General features: G+C 59.7%; 17 protein-coding genes and 1 tRNA gene. 13 read left to right on the top strand and 5 right to left on the bottom strand.

The annotated features are described in order from the left end of the window. The first annotated feature begins 128 nt into the window (after positions 1-128). From ACTHV6_RS05485 to ACTHV6_RS05475, 3 genes are all read left to right on the top strand, one after another. Positions 129-314: a DUF4244 domain-containing protein gene (locus tag ACTHV6_RS05485; protein WP_441386276.1), complete on the top strand. Its 186-nt coding sequence runs from the start codon at positions 129-131 to the stop codon at positions 312-314. Positions 315-412: 98 nt separating this feature from the next. Then, complete coding sequence (locus tag ACTHV6_RS05480) at positions 413-769, top strand: hypothetical protein (protein WP_441386275.1); 357 nt, start codon at positions 413-415, stop codon at positions 767-769. Then, positions 766-1,146 (top strand): Rv3654c family TadE-like protein, encoded by a 381-nt coding sequence (locus ACTHV6_RS05475; protein ID WP_441386274.1) that lies wholly within the window; start codon positions 766-768, stop codon positions 1,144-1,146. Before ACTHV6_RS05480 ends, ACTHV6_RS05475 begins: the two co-directional genes overlap by 4 nt. Here ACTHV6_RS05475 and ACTHV6_RS05470 read toward each other — a convergent pair. After that, positions 1,073-3,586, bottom strand: a complete 2,514-nt coding sequence (locus ACTHV6_RS05470) for a DEAD/DEAH box helicase (protein ID WP_441386273.1) — start codon at positions 3,584-3,586, stop codon at positions 1,073-1,075. The genes ACTHV6_RS05475 and ACTHV6_RS05470 overlap by 74 nt on opposite strands. 379 nt (positions 3,587-3,965) lie before the next feature. Here ACTHV6_RS05470 and ACTHV6_RS05465 point away from each other — a divergent pair, with 379 nt between their 5' ends. The 8 genes from ACTHV6_RS05465 (at position 3,966) to ACTHV6_RS05430 (ending at position 16,196) form a co-directional block, all read left to right on the top strand. After that, positions 3,966-5,849, top strand: coding sequence for a ribonucleoside triphosphate reductase (locus ACTHV6_RS05465; protein WP_441386272.1), 1,884 nt, complete (start codon positions 3,966-3,968; stop codon positions 5,847-5,849). A gap of 25 nt (positions 5,850-5,874) precedes the next feature. Beyond that, positions 5,875-6,663 (top strand): anaerobic ribonucleoside-triphosphate reductase activating protein, encoded by a 789-nt coding sequence (locus tag ACTHV6_RS05460; protein WP_441386271.1) that lies wholly within the window; start codon positions 5,875-5,877, stop codon positions 6,661-6,663. Positions 6,664-7,009: 346 nt separating this feature from the next. Beyond that, positions 7,010-9,415 carry an LPXTG cell wall anchor domain-containing protein gene (locus ACTHV6_RS05455; RefSeq protein WP_441386270.1) on the top strand — a complete coding sequence of 802 codons (2,406 nt, stop codon included), beginning with the start codon at positions 7,010-7,012 and terminating at the stop codon, positions 9,413-9,415. A 321-nt stretch (positions 9,416-9,736) separates the two neighbouring features. Continuing rightward, the gene (gene topA / locus ACTHV6_RS05450) at positions 9,737-12,493 is read left to right on the top strand and encodes a type I DNA topoisomerase (protein WP_441386269.1); all 2,757 of its coding nucleotides are present in this window, start codon (positions 9,737-9,739) and stop codon (positions 12,491-12,493) included. Next, entirely contained in the window at positions 12,494-13,192 is a 699-nt protein-coding gene (gene tmk, locus ACTHV6_RS05445; RefSeq protein ID WP_441386268.1) for a dTMP kinase, read from the top strand. Then, complete coding sequence (locus ACTHV6_RS05440) at positions 13,189-14,349, top strand: DNA polymerase III subunit delta' (protein ID WP_441386267.1); 1,161 nt, start codon at positions 13,189-13,191, stop codon at positions 14,347-14,349. Before tmk ends, ACTHV6_RS05440 begins: the two co-directional genes overlap by 4 nt. A 118-nt stretch (positions 14,350-14,467) precedes the next feature. After that, the gene (locus ACTHV6_RS05435) at positions 14,468-16,060 is read left to right on the top strand and encodes an alpha/beta hydrolase (protein ID WP_441386266.1); all 1,593 of its coding nucleotides are present in this window, start codon (positions 14,468-14,470) and stop codon (positions 16,058-16,060) included. A 60-nt stretch (positions 16,061-16,120) separates the two neighbouring features. Then, positions 16,121-16,196: transfer RNA gene (locus tag ACTHV6_RS05430), tRNA-Thr, on the top strand. 169 nt (positions 16,197-16,365) lie between these two features. Here ACTHV6_RS05430 and ACTHV6_RS05425 read toward each other — a convergent pair. The 4 genes from ACTHV6_RS05425 to ACTHV6_RS05410 all read right to left on the bottom strand — a co-directional run bounded on the left by ACTHV6_RS05425 (position 16,366) and on the right by ACTHV6_RS05410 (position 20,097). Beyond that, positions 16,366-17,031 carry a nucleotidyl transferase AbiEii/AbiGii toxin family protein gene (locus ACTHV6_RS05425; RefSeq protein ID WP_441386265.1) on the bottom strand — a complete coding sequence of 222 codons (666 nt, stop codon included), beginning with the start codon at positions 17,029-17,031 and terminating at the stop codon, positions 16,366-16,368. After that, positions 17,024-17,374, bottom strand: a complete 351-nt coding sequence (locus tag ACTHV6_RS05420; protein ID WP_441386264.1) for a hypothetical protein — start codon at positions 17,372-17,374, stop codon at positions 17,024-17,026. The genes ACTHV6_RS05425 and ACTHV6_RS05420 overlap by 8 nt, the downstream gene beginning before the upstream one ends. 98 nt (positions 17,375-17,472) lie before the next feature. Further along, the gene (locus tag ACTHV6_RS05415) at positions 17,473-19,122 is read right to left on the bottom strand and encodes an ABC transporter ATP-binding protein (protein ID WP_441386263.1); all 1,650 of its coding nucleotides are present in this window, start codon (positions 19,120-19,122) and stop codon (positions 17,473-17,475) included. Positions 19,123-19,389: 267 nt separating this feature from the next. Further along, entirely contained in the window at positions 19,390-20,097 is a 708-nt protein-coding gene (locus tag ACTHV6_RS05410) for a hypothetical protein (protein ID WP_441386262.1), read from the bottom strand. 152 nt (positions 20,098-20,249) lie between these two features. Between ACTHV6_RS05410 and ACTHV6_RS05405 the strand changes: the two genes are divergently transcribed. Both ACTHV6_RS05405 and ACTHV6_RS05400 read left to right on the top strand, forming a co-directional pair. Beyond that, the gene (locus tag ACTHV6_RS05405) at positions 20,250-20,429 is read left to right on the top strand and encodes a hypothetical protein (protein WP_441386261.1); all 180 of its coding nucleotides are present in this window, start codon (positions 20,250-20,252) and stop codon (positions 20,427-20,429) included. Beyond that, positions 20,422-21,519 carry a hypothetical protein gene (locus ACTHV6_RS05400; RefSeq protein WP_441386260.1) on the top strand — a complete coding sequence of 366 codons (1,098 nt, stop codon included), beginning with the start codon at positions 20,422-20,424 and terminating at the stop codon, positions 21,517-21,519. The genes ACTHV6_RS05405 and ACTHV6_RS05400 overlap by 8 nt, the downstream gene beginning before the upstream one ends. Positions 21,520-21,530 lie beyond the last annotated feature (11 nt).

The following is a 21,530-nucleotide window of genomic DNA, read 5'->3' as shown; positions in this document are numbered from 1 at the left end:
GTTTCCACAGGTTCGGTTCGTGCAGTCCCTATTCACAGGGGAAGAGCAATTCACGTTGCGGGATGTGGTGATCGGACAGAGTTGTCCTAGCTCGCAACCGCGGGCACCTCACTGAAAGGACAACAAACATGTTCACTAAGGAAAACTCGCTCATGATGGAGGAGCACAATGCGGAATCCGGGATGGCTACTGCTGAGTATGCGGTTGGCACGATGGCGGCATCCTCGTTTGCGGGGATCATCCTCTGGCTCGTCCAGCAGGATTGGCTCAAAGATGCCGTGGAAAGCATCTTCAAGAACATCTTCAAGATGTAGGCCGATCGTCAACGTGTAAGTGAGCGGGCCGGTGGGGTACGGCCTCAGCGGCCCGCTCGCGCGGTGCGTGAGCCGATACCTTTGGAAGGGATGGCAACATGAAGAAACGATCATCAGAATCGGGCATGGTCACGGCCGAAATCGCGATGGGTCTGATACCGATCATGGGGGCATTCTTGCTTCTTATGGCCGCCATCGCCTTGGGCAATGCTGCACTGCAAGCTCAAGAGGTGGCGCGCGCTCTCGCGCGGCAGGCGGTGATAGGAAAGCCGATCACCAACATGATCTCCCAGTATGAGCAGGACATTCCAGGATCGAATATTGAGCTGGGTGCAGATGGAGAATACGTTGTTGTCACCGTGTCTGTTGAACCCAACGGCGTGCTCACACCGTTCGATATGGAGGTGTCCTCAACAGTGACGGGCATTCCTGAACCGGGGGTGAGTTTGCCATGACGGAGACTGAAAGGACTGAAGCAGGTTCGGGGACAGTGCTGAGCCTCGCTGTGGTGATAGCAATGGTGATCTCCCTACTCGGGATGTTCGCCATTGCGGAGGCCCTGCTGGCCAGAGACCGCACTCAGGACGTCGCGGATCTCGCTTCGCTTGCGGGAGCTGAACAGCTTCGCCTCTCGGGTGAGGGTCAGGCGTGTAGCGCGGCTGGGGATCTCGTGGCCCGCCACAACCTGGACATGGTGGCGTGCGAGGCGGAGGGCGGTCACCTGTCCGTCACAGTTGAGGGCAAGCCGAAAGCTATCCCTATGACTGTGACGTCCCGGGCCCAAGCAGGCCCTGCGAACGAGCCTCCCGCATCGAACGGACGAGCACCGTGAGCAGATCTTGGGCCCCGCGCTTGGATAAGGGGGAGTTATTGTTGCCGCACTTGGGGGACTGAACGCATCGGGGGCAGCCGCTCACGCATGGGCAGGTGGCGATTGTTTCCAGCGTGGCGTTGATCCAGTCCACGCCGGCCTCGAAGCCGCGTTCGGAACAGCCTGATCCGCCCTCGATGGCATCGTGCACGATGACGGTGGCTGAACCGGTATCGAGGTGGGCAGCGGTAGACAGCCCGCCAAGATCCCATCTGTCGCATGTGGCGAAGAGCGGCAGTATGCCGATTGAGGCATGTTCGGCTCCGTGCAGGGCACCGGGCAGATCCGCGGTGGGCACGCCAGATTCCTTGATGGCCGCAGCGCTCATGGTCCACCACGTGGCACGGGTGCGGAGTTGGCGGACCGGCATGACGAGCGGAACCATGCCCAGATACATGCCGTCTCTGGCACGCCGGATGTCATAGCCCACAACGCGCGAGGAGACCACAACGCTTCCCCGCGCCCAGACGCCAGTGGCGAGCTGGACGGATTCGTCAGTGTCCAGAATCTCCACCGATGTTTCCTCGCGGGCGAAGGTTCGCAGCTCCTCGTCGCGGTGCTGATGTACGAGTGCCACTTCCTCGCCCAGTTCCTCTACTTCAAAGGGGACTCCCTGATGAAGATAGATGGCGCCGGGGAACACGGTGGTGTCCGCACGGGACGAATCCACGGTTCCGAGCACCGTGCCATCGGCCGTATCCACGATCGAGACGGTCGATCCTTCGCCGCGCAGGCTGACGGTTTCATGCGCCCCCACCCCGAGCGTGGTGTTCCAGAACCATCCGGCGGGCCGGCTGCGAAGCAGGCCTTCGTTGGCTAGTTCGCCGAACAGCTCGGTGCCTTCTAACCCGAAAACGGCGGCGTCGCTCGCCTGAAGAGGCAGCTCGGCAGCCGCCGCACATATCTGCGGGATGAGCACCCCGGGGTTTGCTGGATCGAACACGTTGGCCTCGCTGGGAGTGTCCGCGATGACCTCAGGATGGTCAAGGAGGTACTGGTCCAGTGGATTGTCGCGGCCGATAAACACAGCGAGTCCGGGCCTACCCGCGCGGCCCGCCCGCCCAATCTGCTGGCTGAAGGAGGCATGCGTGCCGGGCCAACCCGTCACCACCACGGCATCCAGCCCGGATATGTCGATTCCCAGCTCAAGGGCGCTCGTGGTGGCCAGGGCTCGCACATCCCCCGTCCGCAGCTTCGCCTCAAGCTCCCGCCTCTCCTCGGGCAGATATCCGCCACGGTAGGCGGCAACCGTGCCAGCTAGGTGGCTGGCCGAAAGCTCCAAACGCTCCTGCGCGATCTCCGCAACGCGTTCCGTTCCAGGGCGCGAGCGCACGAAGGTCAGCAGGCGCGCCCCTTGCTCAACAAGGAAAGCCGTCAGATCTCCGGCTTCAGAGTTCGCGGCGCGCCGCGGAGCATCATCTTCCATGGGAGCATCCGCGGGCTCTACGTGTTCCGGAACGCTGGCAGGCTGCGCTGGCCAAGCTGCATCGATCGGTGTGGTCAGCCATTGATCGTCATCAACGCGCCCATCGAAACGTGCGGGAGGCGGGGCAAACCCGTCGTCGTCGTTCTTCTCAATCCGAGCGGGCCTCCACAACACGATGGTGCTGCCCGCACGCGGCGAACCGTCCTCGGTGACGGCTTCAACCGGCCCGAAGGATTCGCCGAGGAAGCGGCTCGCGGCGCCGGCCGGATCGCCGCTGGTGGCGGAGAGAAAGATGACGGACGGGTGGGCGCCGTAATGTGCGGCGAGGCGGAGGATTCTGCGCACCACGTGGCCAACGTGCGCGCCGAACAGGCCCTTGTAGTTGTGGAATTCGTCCACCACGATCAGCCGGAGTCCCCTCCACAATCGCGCCCATCTGGCCTGCCCGGACAGCATCACGTGATGGGCGAAATCGGGATTGGTGAGGACGATATCGGCGTTATCTCTAGCGTAGGAACGCTCAGGCAGATCCGAATCGCCGTCCGCTGTAGCCACGCCAATGTGCGAACCGGTCATGGAGATCAACGCGTCAAGCGCCGCCATCTGATCCGCGGCAAGCGCCTTGGTGGGGGAGAGGTAGAGGGCGGTCGGGCGATGCCGCAGGGAGGCGAGGCTCACGCGCTCGGTGGAAAAGCTCAGCAGATCGCTGAGGATCGGGACCCAGGCGGCAAACGACTTGCCCGAACCCGTACCGCTGGCCAGCACCACGTGGCGGCCCTCGTGCACGCACTCGGCGGCGCGGGCTTGGTGGATCCACGCCTCCGTTGCCCCCGAGGAAGCCAGAGCGGTGAGCAGATCGGGGTGCACCCACTTGGGCCACGGCGTGGTACGGCTCTCGCGCGCCGGACGCTCAATGGTCCCGGCAATCTGGCCGGGCAGAGCGTGGCGGTTGAGGGCAGTCAGCAGATCGGTCACCTACCTAGTGTGCACCAGCGGCCTAGCTGCCGTGGTAGCTGAGAGCGATGCCTCTATCACTCATGGGCAGGCGGGGCGCGCATGCACGGGGGTGACAAGTCGCCTAGATCCAGATCGGCCTCAAGCCCCGAAATAGGACTTCTGACCTAGGATTTCGCAGGGCTGGGGCGTAGGGCGTTCACTAGATGTAGTGCTCCCCGCGTGTTGCAAACACTAGATCTTGTGGTCGGGTCATTAGGCTAGGGAGCACCCCGGAAGATGGGCAGTCCTCGCCAAAGCGAGCGGCCACAGCAAGCCGGGGAAAGAACGAACAACGGACGGCGCACCTCTGACGCGCCGTCCGAGACAGCAGCCCCAGTGGGGAAGAGGAGAAGAGGATATGGACAAGGTTTCTCAGCGCGTGACGATCGATGCTCTGTCAACGGTGGACGAGTATCTTGACCGCTCGGATTGGCGTGTGAACGCGAATGCGAATCAGGACTACTCGCTCGGTGGCCTGATCCTCAATTCGTCCGGTAAGACCATCGCGAACTATTGGCTCTCGAGCGTCTACTCACCGGAAGAGGGAGCGGCACATCGCGAAGGCGATTACCACATTCACGATCTGGACATGCTGGCTGGGTACTGCGCCGGGTGGTCGCTGCGCCGCCTCATCGAAGAAGGTTTCAACGGAGTGAGCGGGGCGATCAGCTCCGCCCCGCCAAAGCACTTCAGTTCTGCCTGCGGGCAGATCGTCAACTTCCTGGGCACCCTGCAAAACGAGTGGGCGGGGGCGCAGGCCTTCAGCTCCTTCGATACGTACATGGCCCCGTTCATTCGGCTGGATGACATGACCTTTGATCAGGTCAAGCAGCAGATTCAGGAGCTCATCTACAACCTCAACGTGCCCTCGCGCTGGGGCAGCCAGTGCCCGTTCACGAACCTGACGTTCGATTGGACGTGCCCGGAGGATATCGCGGATAACCATCCGTTCATCGGCGAGGACGTTTGCGATTTCACATACGGTGACCTCAAGGCTGAAATGGACATGATCAACCGTGCCTACATGGAAGTCATGATGGAAGGCGATGCGGATGGGCGTGTGTTCACGTTCCCGATCCCCACCTACAACATGACGAAGGATTTCGATTGGGACAGCGAGAACGCCGATCTCCTGTTCGCCATGACGGCCAAGTACGGCCTGCCCTACTTCCAGAACTTCATCAACTCGGAGCTCGATCCGGGAATGATTCGCTCGATGTGCTGCCGCCTCCAGTTGGATCTGCGCGAGCTCCTCAAGCGAGGCAACGGCCTGTTCGGCTCTGCTGAACTCACCGGCTCTATCGGCGTGGTGACCCTCAATATGGGGCGGCTCGGTTACCGCTACAAGGGCGATGAGGCGGGCCTGTTGGCTCGCGTTGATGATCTGATGGATCTGGCGAAGTCCACGCTGGAGAAGAAGCGCGTTCGGGTGAGCGAGCTGATGGATCAGGGGCTCTATCCCTACTCCAAGCGCTACCTCGGAAACCTCAACAACCACTTCTCCACGATCGGCGTGAACGGGATGAATGAGATGGTCCGTAACTTCACGGACGATCGCATGGACCTCACGGATCACGAGGGCCACGAGATGGTGGTCCGCGTGCTCGATCACGTGCGCGCACGGCTCGTCGATTTCCAAGAGGAAACCGGCAACATGTACAACCTCGAGGCCACCCCGGCCGAGGGCGCCACGTACCGGTTTGCCAAGGAAGATCGCAAGCGCTTCCCCGGAATCCTGCAGGCGGGCACCGATGCAGAGCCGTACTACACGAACTCCTCGCAGCTGCCGGTGGGCTACACGGAGGACGCCTTCGAGGCGCTTGAGCAGCAGGCCGATCTGCAGTCCATGTACACGGGCGGAACGGTTCTGCACCTATACATGAATGAGAAGATGACCTCCGCCGAGGCCTGCAAGAAGCTCGTGCGCCGCTCGCTCACGAACTTCCGCCTGCCGTACGTCACGATCACCCCCACCTTCTCCATCTGCCCGATTCACGGTTACCTTGCCGGTGAGCACCTCACGTGCGAGAAGTGTGCGGAGCTGAATCCTGATGCTGAGCCGCAGGTATGCGAAGTGTGGACGCGCGTCATGGGCTACTTCCGCCCCGTCAAGTCCTTCAACATTGGGAAGAAGGGCGAATACCACGAGCGCGTCACCTTCAAGGAGAACGCACTAGCGTCCACCTTCGGAGCTGACCGTTTGGCGGATACGTACGAAGAATTCCAAAAGATGAACGCGTAGCGCTCGGGAGGAACTCGGGAGGAATATGACTCCGGATACTCAGGTAGGCGCTGCGAACGCCGCGGGCAACCCGGTGGGCGCCGAGGACTTAGCGATCGCCGGCCTCGTGCCGCTTTCCAGTGTGGATTGGCCAGATCATCTGGTGGCCACCATCTTCTGTCAGGGATGCCCGTGGCGGTGCCCGTATTGCCAGAACGCTGGGATTCTGGACACCAAAACGCCCGGGATTGTGCCGTGGCCGGAGGTGAGAGCGCTGCTGAACAAGCGCCAGGGCCTGCTCGATGGCGTGGTGTTTACCGGCGGGGAAGCGATGCGCCAGCACGCACTCATTCCCGCGATGGAAGAGGTGAAGGCCCGCGGGCTTTCCATCGGCCTCCACACGGCTGGCGCATACCCGCGGCGCCTAGCCGAAGCCATGGACCTCATCGACTGGGTGGGGCTGGACATCAAGGCCCTGCCCGCCGATTACCGAGAGGCCGCCGGCTACAACGGTGGCGGGAAGGCGTGGGAGGCGCTGCGGATGGTTCTCGAGGCGCATCGGGCGCGCGCTGGTGGGGGCCGGCCCCTTGATTACGAGGTCCGCCTCACCGTATTCCCCGGGGCACCGGCCGATCGCCACTTCACGGAGTTCCTCCGGGCGTTGGGCGAGGAAGGCGTAGAAAACTTCGCCCTGCAGGAGGCGCGCGCTCAGGGCACGGACGAGGTCTTCCAAGCCATGGCCGCGCGCTGGGATATGCCCGCGTGGCGCCGGCGCTTCGATGAGATGTCCGAACAAGCCCGAGCTGCCGGGTTCACGGACGTTGTGATTCGGTAGTTTTTTGACGACGACGGCGGATCCTCCCGTACGTACTGAAGGTCATGTACGTACGGAAGGGCTCGTCGTCGTCCCACAACGTGTGATTCTCGCTGAGATTCCCCGAGGCGCCGGGTCGGGGGCGTGGCTGCGATGCTGGGACTTGGACTCAACGATCAGATTTTCTGTGGCGCCGGGTCGGGGGCGACGGACCTAGTCGCGCGCTCGCGGTATCCCCAAACCCGGTTCGTGCGCACTTTATCCACAGGTGCGGCCTCGACGCCGCGGCTGCTTTCACCGTTCTTATAACGTCCAAGGACTAGCTGAGCTGCTCATTGGCCCAGCGATATTGGACCGAAAGGACGAGATGGTGAAAGCAACATGTGCGTCTCTCGTCGCGGCGGCCATGACGGTGAGTGCCTTGCTGGCTCCAGCAGCGCACGCCAGTGATGTTCCCGCGCAATCCCCTGTTGCCCACCAGCTGGCGGTGCCAGCTGGTGGCTTCATTCCTCAAGCTGCGCCAGGGTGGAGCTTCAACGAAGGAATCTCCTTCGGCACGAAGAACTTTTCTGGCGTGGTTCAAGATAAAGCGGGAACGAAGTACACGTGCGCCGCTGATGGTGGCGTGTACTCTCTGGCCTCATCGTTGGTCAGCAGCGGAAAAATGAATGCGCCCAAGCAGGTGAAGAGCCTCAAGGTGCAGGGCAATGTTCCCTCGGGGGCAAAGGCCAAGAAGGGCACGGTCACGGGCAAGAAAGAGCTGGGGCAGATGGCCTACATCGCCTCGCTGGCAGGCTCACCCAGCAACCTAGATGCCGCGGCAACGGAGGCGGCACTTGCGCGCGCTGGTGGAGTGTATTCAGGATCCATCTGGCAGAAGGCGGGGGACGGCACGTTCAAGGCAAAGAACGCCAAGTATCTCAAGCCTGCTGATAAGCGAAGCGCAGAGCTGTATGAAAAGGCGAAGAAGTATGCGGGCCCCTACGAGGCAACGGTGAAGCTGGATGTTCCCAAAGATTCCCGGAAGGGCGTGATCAAGGGTATTGGGCTCACTGCAGCCTCTGGCACAAATGTGCCGGGGCACGCCTTTGAACTGACGCTTTCAGGCCCGGCAACCTTCGTTGATGGAAGTACGTCAATCAAGGAGAAGACCGCCGCCTCCACCCAGAAAGTGGATATTCTCCTGACGGGCGAAGGCAAAGTGACGGCCACACTCAAGATCAAGGGAGTGGCGCACGCGCTCCCGTGGATCTCAACCGGTAGCTCGGATAAGGGCCGGGCCCAAAATCTCATCGTGTTGGGCAAGAAGACTGATGTGCAGGCGAAAGCGACCGCTCAAGCCACCTCTCCCATGTTCGAGCCTTCGATTGCCACGGAAGTGAAAGACAAGGTCATTGCGCAAGGTGATCCGCTCGTGGATGTACTGACCGTCAGCAGCGCGAGCGGTTCGTGGCCTTTCATTAAGGACACGGGAGAGCCGATCACTGTGCACGCCAAAGTAGATGTGTATGGGCCGTTCTCTACCCCGCGTGCGCAGGTGACCGACGGTCAGGAGTTCGCAGAATCACTGTTGGGAACCTATGACGTGGATGTTTCGGGGGAAGGAACTCTCGAAACTGACGGGTCCATCACCGCTCCAGAGGAGGGCTTCTACTTCTTCCAAGCGCGGATAGATCCCAAGGATCAGGGTGAACTGGGGGAGAAGTTCACGGAGTTCAGCTCGCCGTTCTTCGAGGCGAGCGAGACCAGTGTTGTCCAGTGGCAGCCGAATATCGCTTCGGCGGCGTCCCTTGATGTTGGGCAAGACGGGCAAGCTGGGGTGCGCGATGTCATTACTGTGACGGGTTTCCCTGAGGATCACGGAGATTTCGGAGGCATCGACGGGTGGGACGGGGACGGTACAACCATCTCGCACACGTTGTACTTCATCCCTGCTCAGGTCGAGCATGTTGAGGGAGTGACGGAAGATATGGAGCCGATCGCGACAGTGGAAACGCCAGCGGGTAACGGCGAATACACGATTGAGTCAGGAGAGTTTCCTATCAACCATGACCTCGGGGTTGGGACATACCAAGTGGTCTCTGAGTTCGCCGGGGATTCGAGGGTAGCCTCCCTCAAGACCTCCGATATTGAGCCCACCGAGCAGGTGAGTCCAGAGTTCGGAGCCGTGAGGACGCAGGCAGCTGTGGTAGACGGCGGTGAACTTGCTCCCGGCGGAACTATTCGTGACACGGTGATCCTCGAAGGAATCTTCCCTGATGGCGCCTATACGGACGTGTCTCTCTACACGTGGCCCATCGGGCAAGAACCCGTGTGCGAGGAGGCCATTTGGACGGCCGATCGGATCGAACACGGCAATGAGGCTGGTGAATATCAGACAGGAGAGTTCCAGATTCCATCGGATGCACCGGCGGTCTACGGATTCGTTGAGCGCACATACGATCGCGATGGAAACACCATTTCCGCTGGCGCATGTGGCGCTGAATCGGAAACTCTCGAGGCGAAGGAAGAGGCTCCCCCTGAGGCGACTTCACCTCCAGAAGAGACGCCTCCACCCGAATCCACGCCGTCTCCTGAGACGACGTCAACCGATCTGACCCCGCCGGCTACCGTGCCTCCGGCTCCCGACTCGGTTCACCCTTCGGCACCTGTGCAATCCTCCACACCTGCGGAGCTACCGAACACGGGGTTCGATGCGAAGATCCTTCTACCGATCGCCCTCGGATTGATCTGTGCCGGATCGATTGCCTTCTTGGTGACACGGAGGAGGTAATCAGCAGATGCTGGCACTGGCAGTGGCGTCAGCTAGGCGCCGATGAGAAGGGTGTCAGAAGAGCACCGGTGGTGTGGCCGTACAGGGTGTGCGGCCACACCATGTTGCACTCGCAAACAGGACACAGGCCTTTGGGCAGGCTGTCAGCGTATGGCTAAGATTGGTATGCAGCCGCGCTAAATGTTGGTGGGCGGTGTTATAGTCCCGAGAGAACCTTAAACATCATGTCAGAACTCGCTTGCTGTTTTTGGTTGTGCAGAACTCAAACGAAACTGTGAACGCAACCGCAGCTAAACGCACTGCGTGCCAGAAGGAAGTAACGTGACCAAACTCGTCATTGTCGAGTCGCCGGCCAAAGGGCGGACGATCAGCGGATACCTAGGCAACGATTACGATGTTGAGGCATCGGTAGGCCACATTCGCGATCTGCCGCAGCCGTCAGAGCTGCCCGCTGACATGAAGAAGGGACCCTATGGCCGCTTCGCCGTGGATGTGGATAACGGCTTCGAGCCCTATTACGTGGTGGCACCGGACAAGAAGAAGAAGGTTGCCGAACTGCGGAAGAAGCTCAAGCAGGCGGACGAACTCCTGCTGGCAACTGATGAGGATCGCGAGGGCGAAGCCATCGCGTGGCACCTCTACGAAGTCCTCAAGCCAAAGATTCCGGTCAAGCGGATGGTGTTCCACGAGATCACACCAGAGGCCATCTCGCGGGCGCTCAACACTCCTCGGGAACTGGACAACCAGCTGGTAGACGCTCAGGAATCGCGCCGCATCCTCGATCGCTTGGTTGGCTACGAAGTTTCTCCCCTGCTCTGGCGCAAGATTGCTCCAGGACTGTCCGCGGGCCGCGTGCAATCGGTAGCCACCCGTCTTGTGGTTGATCGCGAACGCGAGCGCATGGCGTTCGTTGCGGCCTCCTACTGGGACGTGACCGCACTGATGAACAAGGAAAACGAAGAGTTTTCCGCCAAGCTCATCAGCCTTGATGGCTCGCGCATCGCCACTGGCCGCGATTACAACGATCACGGCGAACTCAAGCCTAAGGCCCTCAAGGACGGAGTTCGCAGGCTGAACGAGGCCGATGCGCACGGACTCGAGCTGGCGGTGGCCCAGAACAAGGCAACGGTCACCTCCGTTGAGACCAAGCCATACAAGCGCCGCCCGGCCCCGCCGTTTACCACGTCCACGTTGCAGCAGGAAGCCTCCCGCAAGCTGCGCATGAGTGCTAGGGACACGATGCGTACCGCGCAGGGGCTGTATGAAAACGGCTATATCACCTACATGCGTACCGATTCGGTCAACCTGTCCCAGCAGGCTGTTGCTGCTGCACGTGCACAAATCAAGGAACTTTACGGGACTTCTTCCCTGACGGAGAAGCCCCGCTACTACGCAACGAAGTCCAAGGGAGCTCAGGAGGCACACGAGGCCATCCGCCCAGCGGGAGATCATTTCCGCACGCCGAGTCAGGTCAGGGGTGATCTGAACGGTGCGCAGTTCAAGCTCTACGAATTGATCTGGAAGCGCACCATCGCTTGCCAGATGGCCGATGCTGTGGGGAAAACGGCCACTGCCAAGATGGCGGTTGCCGTCAAGGGTGCAGCTTCTGCTGATACGGCGGAGTTCTCCGCCTCGGGCACCGTGATTACCTTCCCCGGATTCCTCGCAGCCTACGAGGAATCACAGGATGCCAAGCGCTACGGCGGGTCGGACAAGGATAGCCAGAAGAGGCTTCCAGACTTGGCGGAGGGCGAGAATCTGGACGTCTCCGAAGCAACCGCCGAAGGCCACGAAACTCTGCCGCCTCCGCGTTACACCGAGGCTTCTTTGGTCAAGACCATGGAAGAGCTGGGAATTGGGCGCCCATCCACCTATGCGGCCACCATTTCCACTATTGCGGACCGCGGCTATGTGGAGCACCGCTCCCAAGCGCTTGTTCCCACGTGGGTGGCGTTCTCTGTCACCCGATTGTTGGAAGAAAACCTTCCGCACCTTGTGGATTATGATTTCACCGCAAAGATGGAAAACGAGCTGGATTCCATTGCATCAGGTGATGAGTCTGGCCCGGCCTACCTTGAGCGGTTCTGGCGCGGAAACAACGCCACCCCGGGACTCGAAGGTCAGGTGGAGAGCCTCGGCGATATCGATGCTCGCGCGGTCAACTCGATCGATCTGGGCGAGGGAATCACGCTGCGCGTTGGCCGGTATGGACCCTACCTTCAGGAGACTGGACCCAACGGCGAAGAACTGCGCCGCGCTTCTGTGCCTGAGGGGGTTGCCCCTGATGAGCTGACGGTGGCCAAAGCACAGGAGATCCTTGAGAAGGGATCATCACAGGGCCGTGAACTGGGCATCGATCCAGAAACGAACCATACTATTTTGGCCAAGGTGGGCCGTTTTGGTCCCTACATCACCGAGGAGATTCCCGATGGTGAGGTAGCACTGACGCCCACTGGCCGGCCCTCCAAACGCAAGCCGAAGCCCCGGACTGCCTCCCTTTTCTCCACGATGGACACAGAAACCGTGACGTTGGAGCAAGCACTCGCTCTGCTCTCGCTTCCGCGCACCGTTGGCCAGCTTGATGATGAGGATGTGCTCGCCACGAACGGGCGGTACGGCCCGTATCTCAAGAAGGGATCTGATTCCCGTTCGCTCACGAACGAGGAGCAGATTTTCTCCATTACGCTTGACGAGGCCAAGGAGCTCTTCGCCCAGCCGAAGCAACGGCGCGGAGCAACTCAGAAGGCCCCGCTCAAGGAACTCGGCGTGGACCCGGTCAGCGAGAAGCCCGTGGTTCTCAAGGATGGACGATTCGGCCCATATGTCACGGACGGCACCGTCAACGCCTCGCTGAAGCGCGATGACGATCCGAACATGATCTCCAACGATCGAGCGTACGAACTGTTGGCCGATCGTAGGGCCGCGGCGCCTGCCAAGAAGCCGAGGCGTAAGGCGGCGGCGAAATCGTCGTCGTCAAAAAAGAAGTCTCCCGCGAAGAAGGCTCCTGCAAAGAAAACCCCGGCGAAGAAAACTCCTGCCAAAAAGACCGGCACCAAAGGTACGAAGGCGAGCGAGTAAATGTTCATCACGTTCGAGGGTGGGGACGGCGCCGGGAAGAGCACCCATCTTCAGCGGCTGGCCGAGCATCTGCGCCGTTCTGGCTACGAGGTAGTGACCACGCGTGAACCCGGCGGGACAGACCTCGGGCGTTCGATCCGCGAGCTTATTCTGCACGGCGGTGACGTGTCCGCCAAGGCGGAGGCGCTGTTGTACGCGGCTGATCGCGCCCATCATATTGCGACGCTCGTGCGGCCTGCGCTCGATCGCGGTGCTGTGGTGATCGGTGATCGGTACCTTGATTCGTCGGTGGCCTATCAGGGGGTCGCGCGCGATCTTGGGCCGGATGAAGTTCGCCAGCTCAGCCTGTGGGCCACCGGCGGGTTGATGCCCGATCGCACCATCTTGCTGGATGTGCCCGTGGATGTGGGAAGCGCTCGGGTTGGTGGCACGCTGGATCGTATCGAGGCTGCCGGCCGTGAGTTCCACGAGGCTGTGCGCCGCGAGTTTCTTGCTCTGGCTGAGGCGGAACCGGCGCGGTGGCGCGTGGTGGACGCTAGCGGTGACATGGCATCGGTTACGGCGTCGGTTTGGGGAGCTGTTGCCGATTTGTTTGGTGGGGACGGCCCGATCGCTGCTGATCTTTCTGGGGCGGTTGATAGCAGCGCCGGGGACGATGTGTCCCGTGGGGCCGGGCCTCGTGGTGAGGCGAGCGCGTGAGCGTATTCGATGATCTTGCCGGGCAAGACGTGGTGCGTGAACAGCTGGAACGGGCAGCTGTGGCTTCCCGAGGATCGGACAGCAATTCGTCCATGAGTCAGGCGTGGCTCTTTACGGGGCCTCCAGGCTCAGGGCGCTCGAATGCCGCGCGTGCGCTCGCGGCTGCGTTGGAATGCACGGGACCGACTCCCGGATGCGGCGAGTGCTCCGGATGCCGAAGCGTCCTCGCGGGAAACCATCCTGACGTTGACATCGTGTCCACACAGGGAGTCACCATCACCGTGGATCAGACGAGGGGACTCGTTGGTGGTTCCTATGTTGCGCCGGGCGTTGGGCGGTGGCGGGTCATCATTGTGGAGGATGCTGACCGCATGGCCGAACGCACCACAAACGTGCTGCTCAAAGCCATCGAAGAGCCGCCTCCAACAACAATTTGGATTCTGTGCACGCCTTCGCCAGAGGACGTCATGCAAACGATCCGTTCGCGTTGCCGCAATATTAATCTTGTGGTGCCCGCACCCGACGATGTTGCGGAGTTGCTGGTGCGGCGCGATCACGTGGATCCGGAGATGGCTCAGGTTGCGGCGCGCGCGGCGCAATCTCATATCGGCAGGGCGCGCGCCTTGGCGCTTGACCCGGAAGCCGGCAGGCAGCGGAAAGACACGTTGAAGGCGGCACTATCTGTGCGCGGAGCTGGCGATGCCGTGATTGGTGCTCAGCGGATCATGAACGTTGCGGTTGCTGTTGCCCAATCTAAGAGCGGTACGTCCAAGGACGAGGATATTGCTGAGCTCAAGAGATCTTTGGGCATCGAAGAAGGTACCCGGGTTCCTCCTGCCGTGCGCGCCCAAATCCGCGAGGTGGAAGAAGAACACAAGAGGCGTGCCACGCGAGCCAAACGCGACGAGTTGGACCGCGCAATGATCGATATGCTCTCCCTGTTCCGCGATGTCCTGACCGTTCAGTTAGGCGCGGATGTTGCGCTAGTGAACGGAGATTTCGCGCGGGAGATTGAGGGACTTGCCGGTGCGTCAACGCCCGAGCAATCCGTGGAGCGTATGGATGCAATCTCTCAAGCGCGTACTCGGATCGCTGGCAACGTGGATCCTCTGCTGGCAGTGGAAGCCATGATGTTGGCCTTCCGCCCGCAAGCGTAGAAGCTCAGGACGCGGGCAGTCGTAGCTCGCCGTGTCCACAGTTTTCCCGGCGCATTTCTTATCCACAGGTTTGTGAGAGAAAGTGCGCAGTGCGGGCTCCTGCCTATACGGTGTAGGGGTGAAGCCACGACAGTTGATGTTTGCGACCCTCTCTGCCTCCGCGCTGGTCTTGAGTGCATGTGCAGTTGAATCCTCCGCACTCTTGCCCACCGAGCCCCAACAAACTTCAGGACCTGAGCCCACTGCGCCCGCCCCATCGGGGGAGCCTTCTGGCGACGTAGTCCCGATCGATGCTCCAATGCCGGAGATTCCGTCTGGTCTGGAGGAGTTCTATGGTCAGGATCTGACGTGGGAAGAATGTGACTCTTTCGAGTGCGCAGATATTACGGTGCCGCTCGATTACGACGATCCTGGCGGCGAGACAATCACTGTTGCGATGCTCAAGCGGCCGGCTGACGAATCGCCGATTGGCAGCCTGTTCGTCAATCCGGGTGGTCCCGGCGGCTCCGGCAAGGGCGTGGCGGAGAGTGCCGAGTACTATTTCGACGAGAATATTCGAGCTAACTTTGACATCGTTGGCTTTGATCCGCGCGGAGTCGGGGATTCAACGCCGATCGATTGCGTTGATGATGCCACGCTGGACAAGCTTCTGGATGCGGCATACGACGAATCTGAGGACGGGTGGGAAGAGAAATACGAAAAGGATCTGAAAACCATCACCGATGGGTGTGACGAGAACTCCGGTGGTCTGCTGGCGTATGTTGGCACGCCTTATGCGGCTCAGGACATTGACGTGATGCGTCACCTCGTTGGCGATCCCAAGCTTTACTACAAGGGATTCTCCTACGGCACGTTCCTCGGCGGAGAATACGCAGATCTGTTCCCAGAAAACGTTGGCCGGCTAATCCTCGATGGGGCGGTTGATCCAACTCTGGGCCTAGAGCAGATGAGTTATGACCAGACGCTCGGGTTCGAAGTGGCCTACGAACGCTACATGGAGGATTGCCTAGCTGGCGGGACAACGTGCCCGTTCGATGGAACAGTTGACGAGGGCCTCGAACAGGTTCATGATATTTTCGAGGCCTCTCTGAAAGAGCCTATTCCAACCAGCGATCCCGACCGTCCGCTCACCCAGTCCCAGCTTTTTGGCGGGATGATCATGCCGATGTACGAAGATGCGCTCTGGCCCCAGCTCAGTCAGGCCTTCGACGAAGTGATCAATGACGGAACAGGCGATCTCTTCCAGATGTTCAACGATCTGAGCAACGAACGCAACGATGATGGCACGTTTGAAACGAACGGGACAGAGGCCAACTGGGCTATCAACTGTGCGGATTACGGGCCTGGATCAGGCAAGGATGGGGAGGAACTCTCCGAGAAGATCAAGGATGAAGCCCCCGTATTCGGTAGCTACATGACCGAAGGCGAAAGCATGTGCGCCAACTGGGCCTACCAACCGGCCGAGCAGCCGGACGCATTGACCGCACAGGGATCAGACATGATCGTTGTTGTGGGAACTAGATACGATCCGGCAACCCCTTACCATTGGTCCGAGGCGATGAACGAAGATTTCGACAACTCTGTTCTTGTGACGTGGGAAGGTGATGGCCACACGGCCTACAGCCGCGCTGATTCATGCATCAACGATCCCTTGAACGCCTACCTTCTGGCTGGAACCGTCCCACAAGACGGCCTCACATGTGAGAAGTAGCGCCTAATTTGCAGCGCGTTATTCCCTTGGGTAATATTGCGAGCGCTGCAAAAGCGGCGTGCCACCTTAGCTCAGTCGGCAGAGCGTCTCACTCGTAATGAGAAGGTCAAGAGTTCGATTCTCTTAGGTGGCTCCATTGGCCCCGGTTCCGGATGGAATCGGGGCTTTCGGCTGCCCGAAAACAAACGAAAAGGGAGTAATAAGGGGCAATAGGCCATTAACCCCGAGAAACCGGAATCCAGTTTCCCTGTCCGTCAGTGGGCATTTCTGTTGGCAACTTCCTCGCTTATAAGACGGTAAGCCAACTATTCTCTGGACTGTGGTTTGTCATCTGAAACAGACCGTGCCCACATCATTAACCGGTCTTGGATGGCGACAAGTTGAGTCGGTGTAATACCGTAGGGCTGTACTTGCTCGGGTATGATATTCGCGCTTCGTTGGAGGACGTGCGTGAAATACTCAAGATCGAAGTTGGGCTCGAACCGCTTGGCCATGTCAATGAGTTCGGTATCGGAAAACGCACCAGTCTCGCGGATCGTGTCAACGTCAAGGAAGTCGCGTGCTTCGTTGCGAGAATACAGGGCAGCAACTTTGCTTCCCACCGAATCGAGCAGAGATAGGACAGGGCCGATATCAAGCTCTGCTGGTTCGCTGCCGCGCCAGTCAACTCCCAAATCGATTGAAAGATCCTCTTGGTTGGGAGATCGCAGAGTAAGGCGTGCGTACTCATCAGACTGGCGGCTAATACTGACATCCACACCCTGCTCGACCAATTTGGATACAAGCCGCTTCAACGCACTCTGAAACTCCCCCGAATGCTGGCGCGACGTGAAAAGATCAATGTCCTCAGTAGGGCGGTTAATGAGTCCATGTTCGCGAATGGCACCCGACCCTGCGAGAACAAAGCCATCGGATTTAAGGACTTGCAGTGCTACGCGCGCAACATGTCGTTGCAGGGCAACGCTATCCATGGTTGGGATAGCCTTGTGGGAGAGGATGTTTCGGAAGCTCTGGAAAGCGCTCTTGCCACATGTATGCCACTCGGATAGGAAGTAAGAGGTCTTCCCAGGTGGCAACAAGAAGATCCTTGTTGACGAACTTCTCAAGCTCAGGAAGCTGCGCTTCATTAAGTAGCGCTGGGTAGGCGAAACGTACAGCGTTTAGATCCTTGAGCACAATAGTTTGTGCTCCGGGTGCCCAAATGATCGAATGGTCCAGATGTAAAGTGCTCCCGAGTCCGGGTCCATTCAGATCATCCAGAGACTTAGGCAGGGCATAGACCTTCCTGTCCGCGAATGACAGCGGTGAAGTCATGATTTCTCTCCTCTCTTCCTCAGTCTAGCGTTCAGCAACTTCTCGCAGGAATAGCCCGACTTCACGGGTAGGGGCTTGCCCCTTAGCTTTGGAGCTGTCTACGTAAGTTCTCCTGCGTGGAGCAGCTCGTGAAATAGGCCAGCACGTTCATCAAGCGAACTGAAGGTGCCTTCCTGATCAATGTGGCCGTCCTTCATCACGACGATCTCATCGGCCTTTCGGAGTGTGGACAGCCTGTGAGCAATAGAAATGACTGTCCGGCCCGAGGACAGAAGTGCTTTCATGAAATGCTCCTCGTTCAGATTGTCCAGCGCGGAGGTCGCCTCATCAAGCACGATCACTTCGGCCGGCCGAAGAAGGATGCGTGCCAGCACTAGGCGCTGCTTTTGTCCGCCAGACAGTCCATCGCCGTCCTCGCCAACGGTGGTTTCGAGGCCGTCCTTCAGCTCATCAAAGAGTCCCACAGTTTCTAACATGCCGGTCAGGCGCTCGTCCGTGATGTCAGCGGATTGTCCCAACCTCAAGTTGGCTCGCACTGTACCTGACACGGTGTATGGGTCCTGTGAAACGTAGGCAATAGTGCTTGCGAGTTGATCCGCATTCATATCGGAGATGGCGACACCCCCGACGGTAATCTTTCCGCCTGAGACCGGGAGGATCCCTACGAGGGCCTTGATGAGTGTGGATTTACCGCAGCCCGCCGGGCCGCAGATTCCAAGAAAGCTACCCTCTGGCACTCGCAGGGAAACGTTCCGAACGGCGCGGGTTCCGTCACCATAGGTCACACTGACACCATCGAAATCGACATCCGCTCCCGTTACCTTATCCCTGCTTGCTGATCGGGTGAAGAGTTGATCGAGTGGTTGCCTCAGAATGCGGAAAACCTCGTAGAGCTGAAGGTTGGATTCGTTGAGCTCGTCGCGAATCCTATGGATGTCCTGCAAGGGTGTCGCGAACTGCGTAAAGAGCAAATAGAGCGTAAGAACTGAGCCAGGGTTTGCTCCGGACGCAACGAATCCTGCCGCGACGATCAAGACGACTACGCTAAAGATAGACTCTGACGATGTTTTCGCAGCGTCAAAGAGGCCCATGACCTTGTGATGGCGCACCTCCACTGATGACAGCTCCAGTGCTCGCCTGCCAACCCGGTGCGATTCAGCATCCGCCGCGTTCAGAGTCCGAATCACGGGCTTGCCTCGCAACAGCTCGATCATGACGCCGTCTAGGCGGGACTTCGCCTTGTTGATCCTGAGGCGGACTCCTCCCTGATTGCTCAGTTGAAACTGGGTAAGTGACATTGAGACGATTCCCGATAGCAGAAGGATCAGCCCGATTTCCCACCTTGAACTGAATGCCGTGATCGCTGCGACAACTGCCTGCATAACCGCTGGCATGAGGTCATTGAACGCAATCTTCACGCTGTCGCCGCCCGCCTTCGCTCCCTTTCCCATGAGAGAGTTGAGTTCAGCTGCGTATTGTGAGTCGCCGCCTCCAGTCTCAACAGGCGTTTTGAGGGCCCTTTCAAGTTGGGCTTCACGTAGGTCCGCTTCAATCCTTGGGAGCACACTGTGGAGGCTGATGTGGACGGCCACTTTGAGAATGACAAACAGTGCCAAGAGGCTACAGAGCAGTGCAATGTCTCCAACAATAGATGCGGCCGGATCGATGGTCAGCTTCGAAACGATGTCTCCGATGATCACCGAGGGCAACACAACTGACACGGCGGCACCAGTGTTGCCTATGCTCACCAATATAAGAATGACCTTCTGCCTCGTGGCCAAGAGCTTCCAGAGAGCACCGATGACCCGAGGTGAGCGCGTTGGCGAGGTGCTGGCTCCCGCCTCGGTTCCGATTTTGTTCCCTTTATGAGTCTGACTCGCGCCCATACCCATTGCCTTCCTCGTGGAAATGCTCGCCGAGCAGTTCTCTGGTCAACCGTTGTGTCCATAGGGGCTCGCAGTTGAAGCTGTTCTGCCCAGACTATAGTTCTCAGACAAGACAGAGACTAGGAGGCCTCACCCGTCAAGCCGATCGTGGCGGCGGCTCACCAGCTGCTCAATGTTCAGCCAGCCTTCTGGCGTCCGTCGCGCGAGCTGCCACGGCGGGGCAACGATCATGAGAGTATCAACAAGTTGTTCGGGATCTGGTCTCTCTTCGGGAAGTGCCCAGAGGCGGATGAGCGCGGTAACGTTACCGGCCTGCTGTTGAGCGGCTACCGATGACCAGATGGCGCCCACTTCGTTTTCTACAAACGTGCCGATCGTGTCCTCGATAACGTCACCGGCTGCTCGAATCAAGATGTCGGTGAGTGCGAGGAATACTGACGAATGAGAGACGATCATTGTCTTGTAGACCTCGATGTATTGATCCACATGCCTCAAGGTCCGGAGATAGGCCTCGCGCCAGACAGTCGCGAATTCCAGCGTGGGGTCTGCCAATGCCTCGGACAAGATTCTTCCCAAGTCAAGATGTTGCTGCCCGAGAACTTCGCTCAAGCACTGGACAGGGGAGCCCCAGCGCCGGTAGAAGGTTTGCCGAGAGACCCCGGCCATATCGCTGATTTCGCCAACCGGAATGGCTTCAGCAGGCCGCGTTGCCGCTAGCTCAAGCATCGCCGCCGCCATGGCATCGGTGCTTCGCCGGGATCGGACTGTGGCTCTGGGGCCTGAAAGGCTGGAATTCGTCACGCGTTCCAGCATATCTGAGCCGAACACATCGGGCATGAGCTGCTCCCTGCCGAAGAAGAGGCCATCACATGATCGACCAAAGTCCCACTTTCGGCGACACGTGACCAATAGGCTAAGTTTTGGAACAGGTGCTCCATTACCGAAAATGGAGCCCTCGTTGCAACAGATGTTGATTTTCGAAACGGGGCATGAAAATGACATATCAACGTGGCAGGGGCCGTGAGGTTGAACCGGAGATCTACGAGCGTGCAGTATCCGGCGCTCGACTTGCGATTATCGGTGGCGTGATCGCGGTTTTGGCGCTGACTATTCGCGGTGTTGCGATGGCCGGTGCGGCTTTGATTCAGCGGGGTGGGTGCGATGAGTAAAGCATCGTTGCCCGCGCCGATTCACCAGTTCAAGACTGTTGTCGAGTCCGTGGTTGAGGCGGCTTCGCGGTGGGTTGATTCCGCGGCAGAGGCCGTGGTTCGTGACGTTGTTGGGTGGACGCCTAGAGTGTTGTCCGACGACGACGGACTCTCAACCAGTACCCCCTCGACAGTGAACCGGCCAGAGCGAGCGTCCCGCTTCGCCGATACGGAGGAGATCTCGTGGCTGGAATCGGGACGCCATGAGTTGCCATATCGCCGCGATAAGCGGTGGGCCGTCGCGCAGATGTGGTGGGAAATGGGCTTGGGCGGTGTTGGCGCAACAACGTATCTTGCCTCCTCAATCGCCCGAAATCCTGTTGGCATGGCGGCTGGCTGGGCGCTGGCCGCTGGCGGTAAAGGTATTTTGTTGTTGGCGGATCTTGGCCGTCCCGAGCGTTTCCCTCTGGTGTTCTCCAAGCCGAAAACGTCGTGGATTGCTCGCGGTTCATGGGCGTTCGCAGCCTTCGCGGGTGCCGGCGCTGTCTCGCTTGTGCCCTTCGTTCCCAAGCCTGCTCGGATCGGGGCGGCGGCCGTGGCTAATGCGGGTGCGTGTGTGCTGGCGGTGTATGACGGGTATTTCCTTAATGATTCCAAGGCGGTTGCTTCGTGGCGGCCCGCGGTGATCCCGTGGATGTTTGCCGCTGGCGCCATGCAGGCCGGAACGGCTCTCACGGGCGCTCTGTCATCACGGCCATCTCGTCCACTGGCCGTGGCTTCCACGGCGTTCGGCGTGGTCAGCGCGGTGCTGACGGATGTGTACATTAAGCAACTCGCGCAGGGCGGTACGTCCGCCAGGCTCTCGGCTCGTGACCTTATCGAAGGTGTTCAGAAGGACCGATTCCTCGTCACAGGAGGGGCGGTGGGGACAGCAATCCCAGCCGTCCTGACGGTGGTTGGCTCCGCATCGCCAATCATCCAGGCGGTGGCCGCGGCCGCCTCGGCAACTGGTGTAGAACACGTTCGCCGCGCCGTGCTCCAAGCGGGGATGCATGCCCCCATCATCGATCCGCCACGGCGCAGACCTGCCGGAGAAGGGCGCCAATCATGACCTGCCAGATG

Origin of the sequence: Ancrocorticia sp., assembly GCF_052089425.1 — a bacterium.
Classification (GTDB): Bacteria; Actinomycetota; Actinomycetes; order Actinomycetales; family Actinomycetaceae; genus Ancrocorticia.
This window is presented reverse-complemented; position numbering and strand designations above follow the sequence as displayed.

Excerpts from the sequence above, each read along its gene's own strand:
- ACTHV6_RS05455 (WP_441386270.1), top strand. The coding sequence starts at position 7,010 with ATGGTGAAAGCAACATGTGCGTCTCTCGTCGCGGCGGCCATGACGGTG.
- ACTHV6_RS05400 (WP_441386260.1), top strand. The coding sequence starts at position 20,422 with ATGAGTAAAGCATCGTTGCCCGCGCCGATTCACCAGTTCAAGACTGTT.
- ACTHV6_RS05480 (WP_441386275.1), top strand. The coding sequence starts at position 413 with ATGAAGAAACGATCATCAGAATCGGGCATGGTCACGGCCGAAATCGCG.
- ACTHV6_RS05485 (WP_441386276.1), top strand. The coding sequence starts at position 129 with ATGTTCACTAAGGAAAACTCGCTCATGATGGAGGAGCACAATGCGGAA.
- ACTHV6_RS05425 (WP_441386265.1), bottom strand. The coding sequence starts at position 17,031 with ATGGATAGCGTTGCCCTGCAACGACATGTTGCGCGCGTAGCACTGCAA.
- ACTHV6_RS05405 (WP_441386261.1), top strand. The coding sequence starts at position 20,250 with ATGAAAATGACATATCAACGTGGCAGGGGCCGTGAGGTTGAACCGGAG.
- ACTHV6_RS05410 (WP_441386262.1), bottom strand. The coding sequence starts at position 20,097 with ATGCCCGATGTGTTCGGCTCAGATATGCTGGAACGCGTGACGAATTCC.
- ACTHV6_RS05420 (WP_441386264.1), bottom strand. The coding sequence starts at position 17,374 with ATGACTTCACCGCTGTCATTCGCGGACAGGAAGGTCTATGCCCTGCCT.
- ACTHV6_RS05460 (WP_441386271.1), top strand. The coding sequence starts at position 5,875 with ATGACTCCGGATACTCAGGTAGGCGCTGCGAACGCCGCGGGCAACCCG.
- ACTHV6_RS05475 (WP_441386274.1), top strand. The coding sequence starts at position 766 with ATGACGGAGACTGAAAGGACTGAAGCAGGTTCGGGGACAGTGCTGAGC.
- tmk (WP_441386268.1), top strand. The coding sequence starts at position 12,494 with ATGTTCATCACGTTCGAGGGTGGGGACGGCGCCGGGAAGAGCACCCAT.
- ACTHV6_RS05465 (WP_441386272.1), top strand. The coding sequence starts at position 3,966 with ATGGACAAGGTTTCTCAGCGCGTGACGATCGATGCTCTGTCAACGGTG.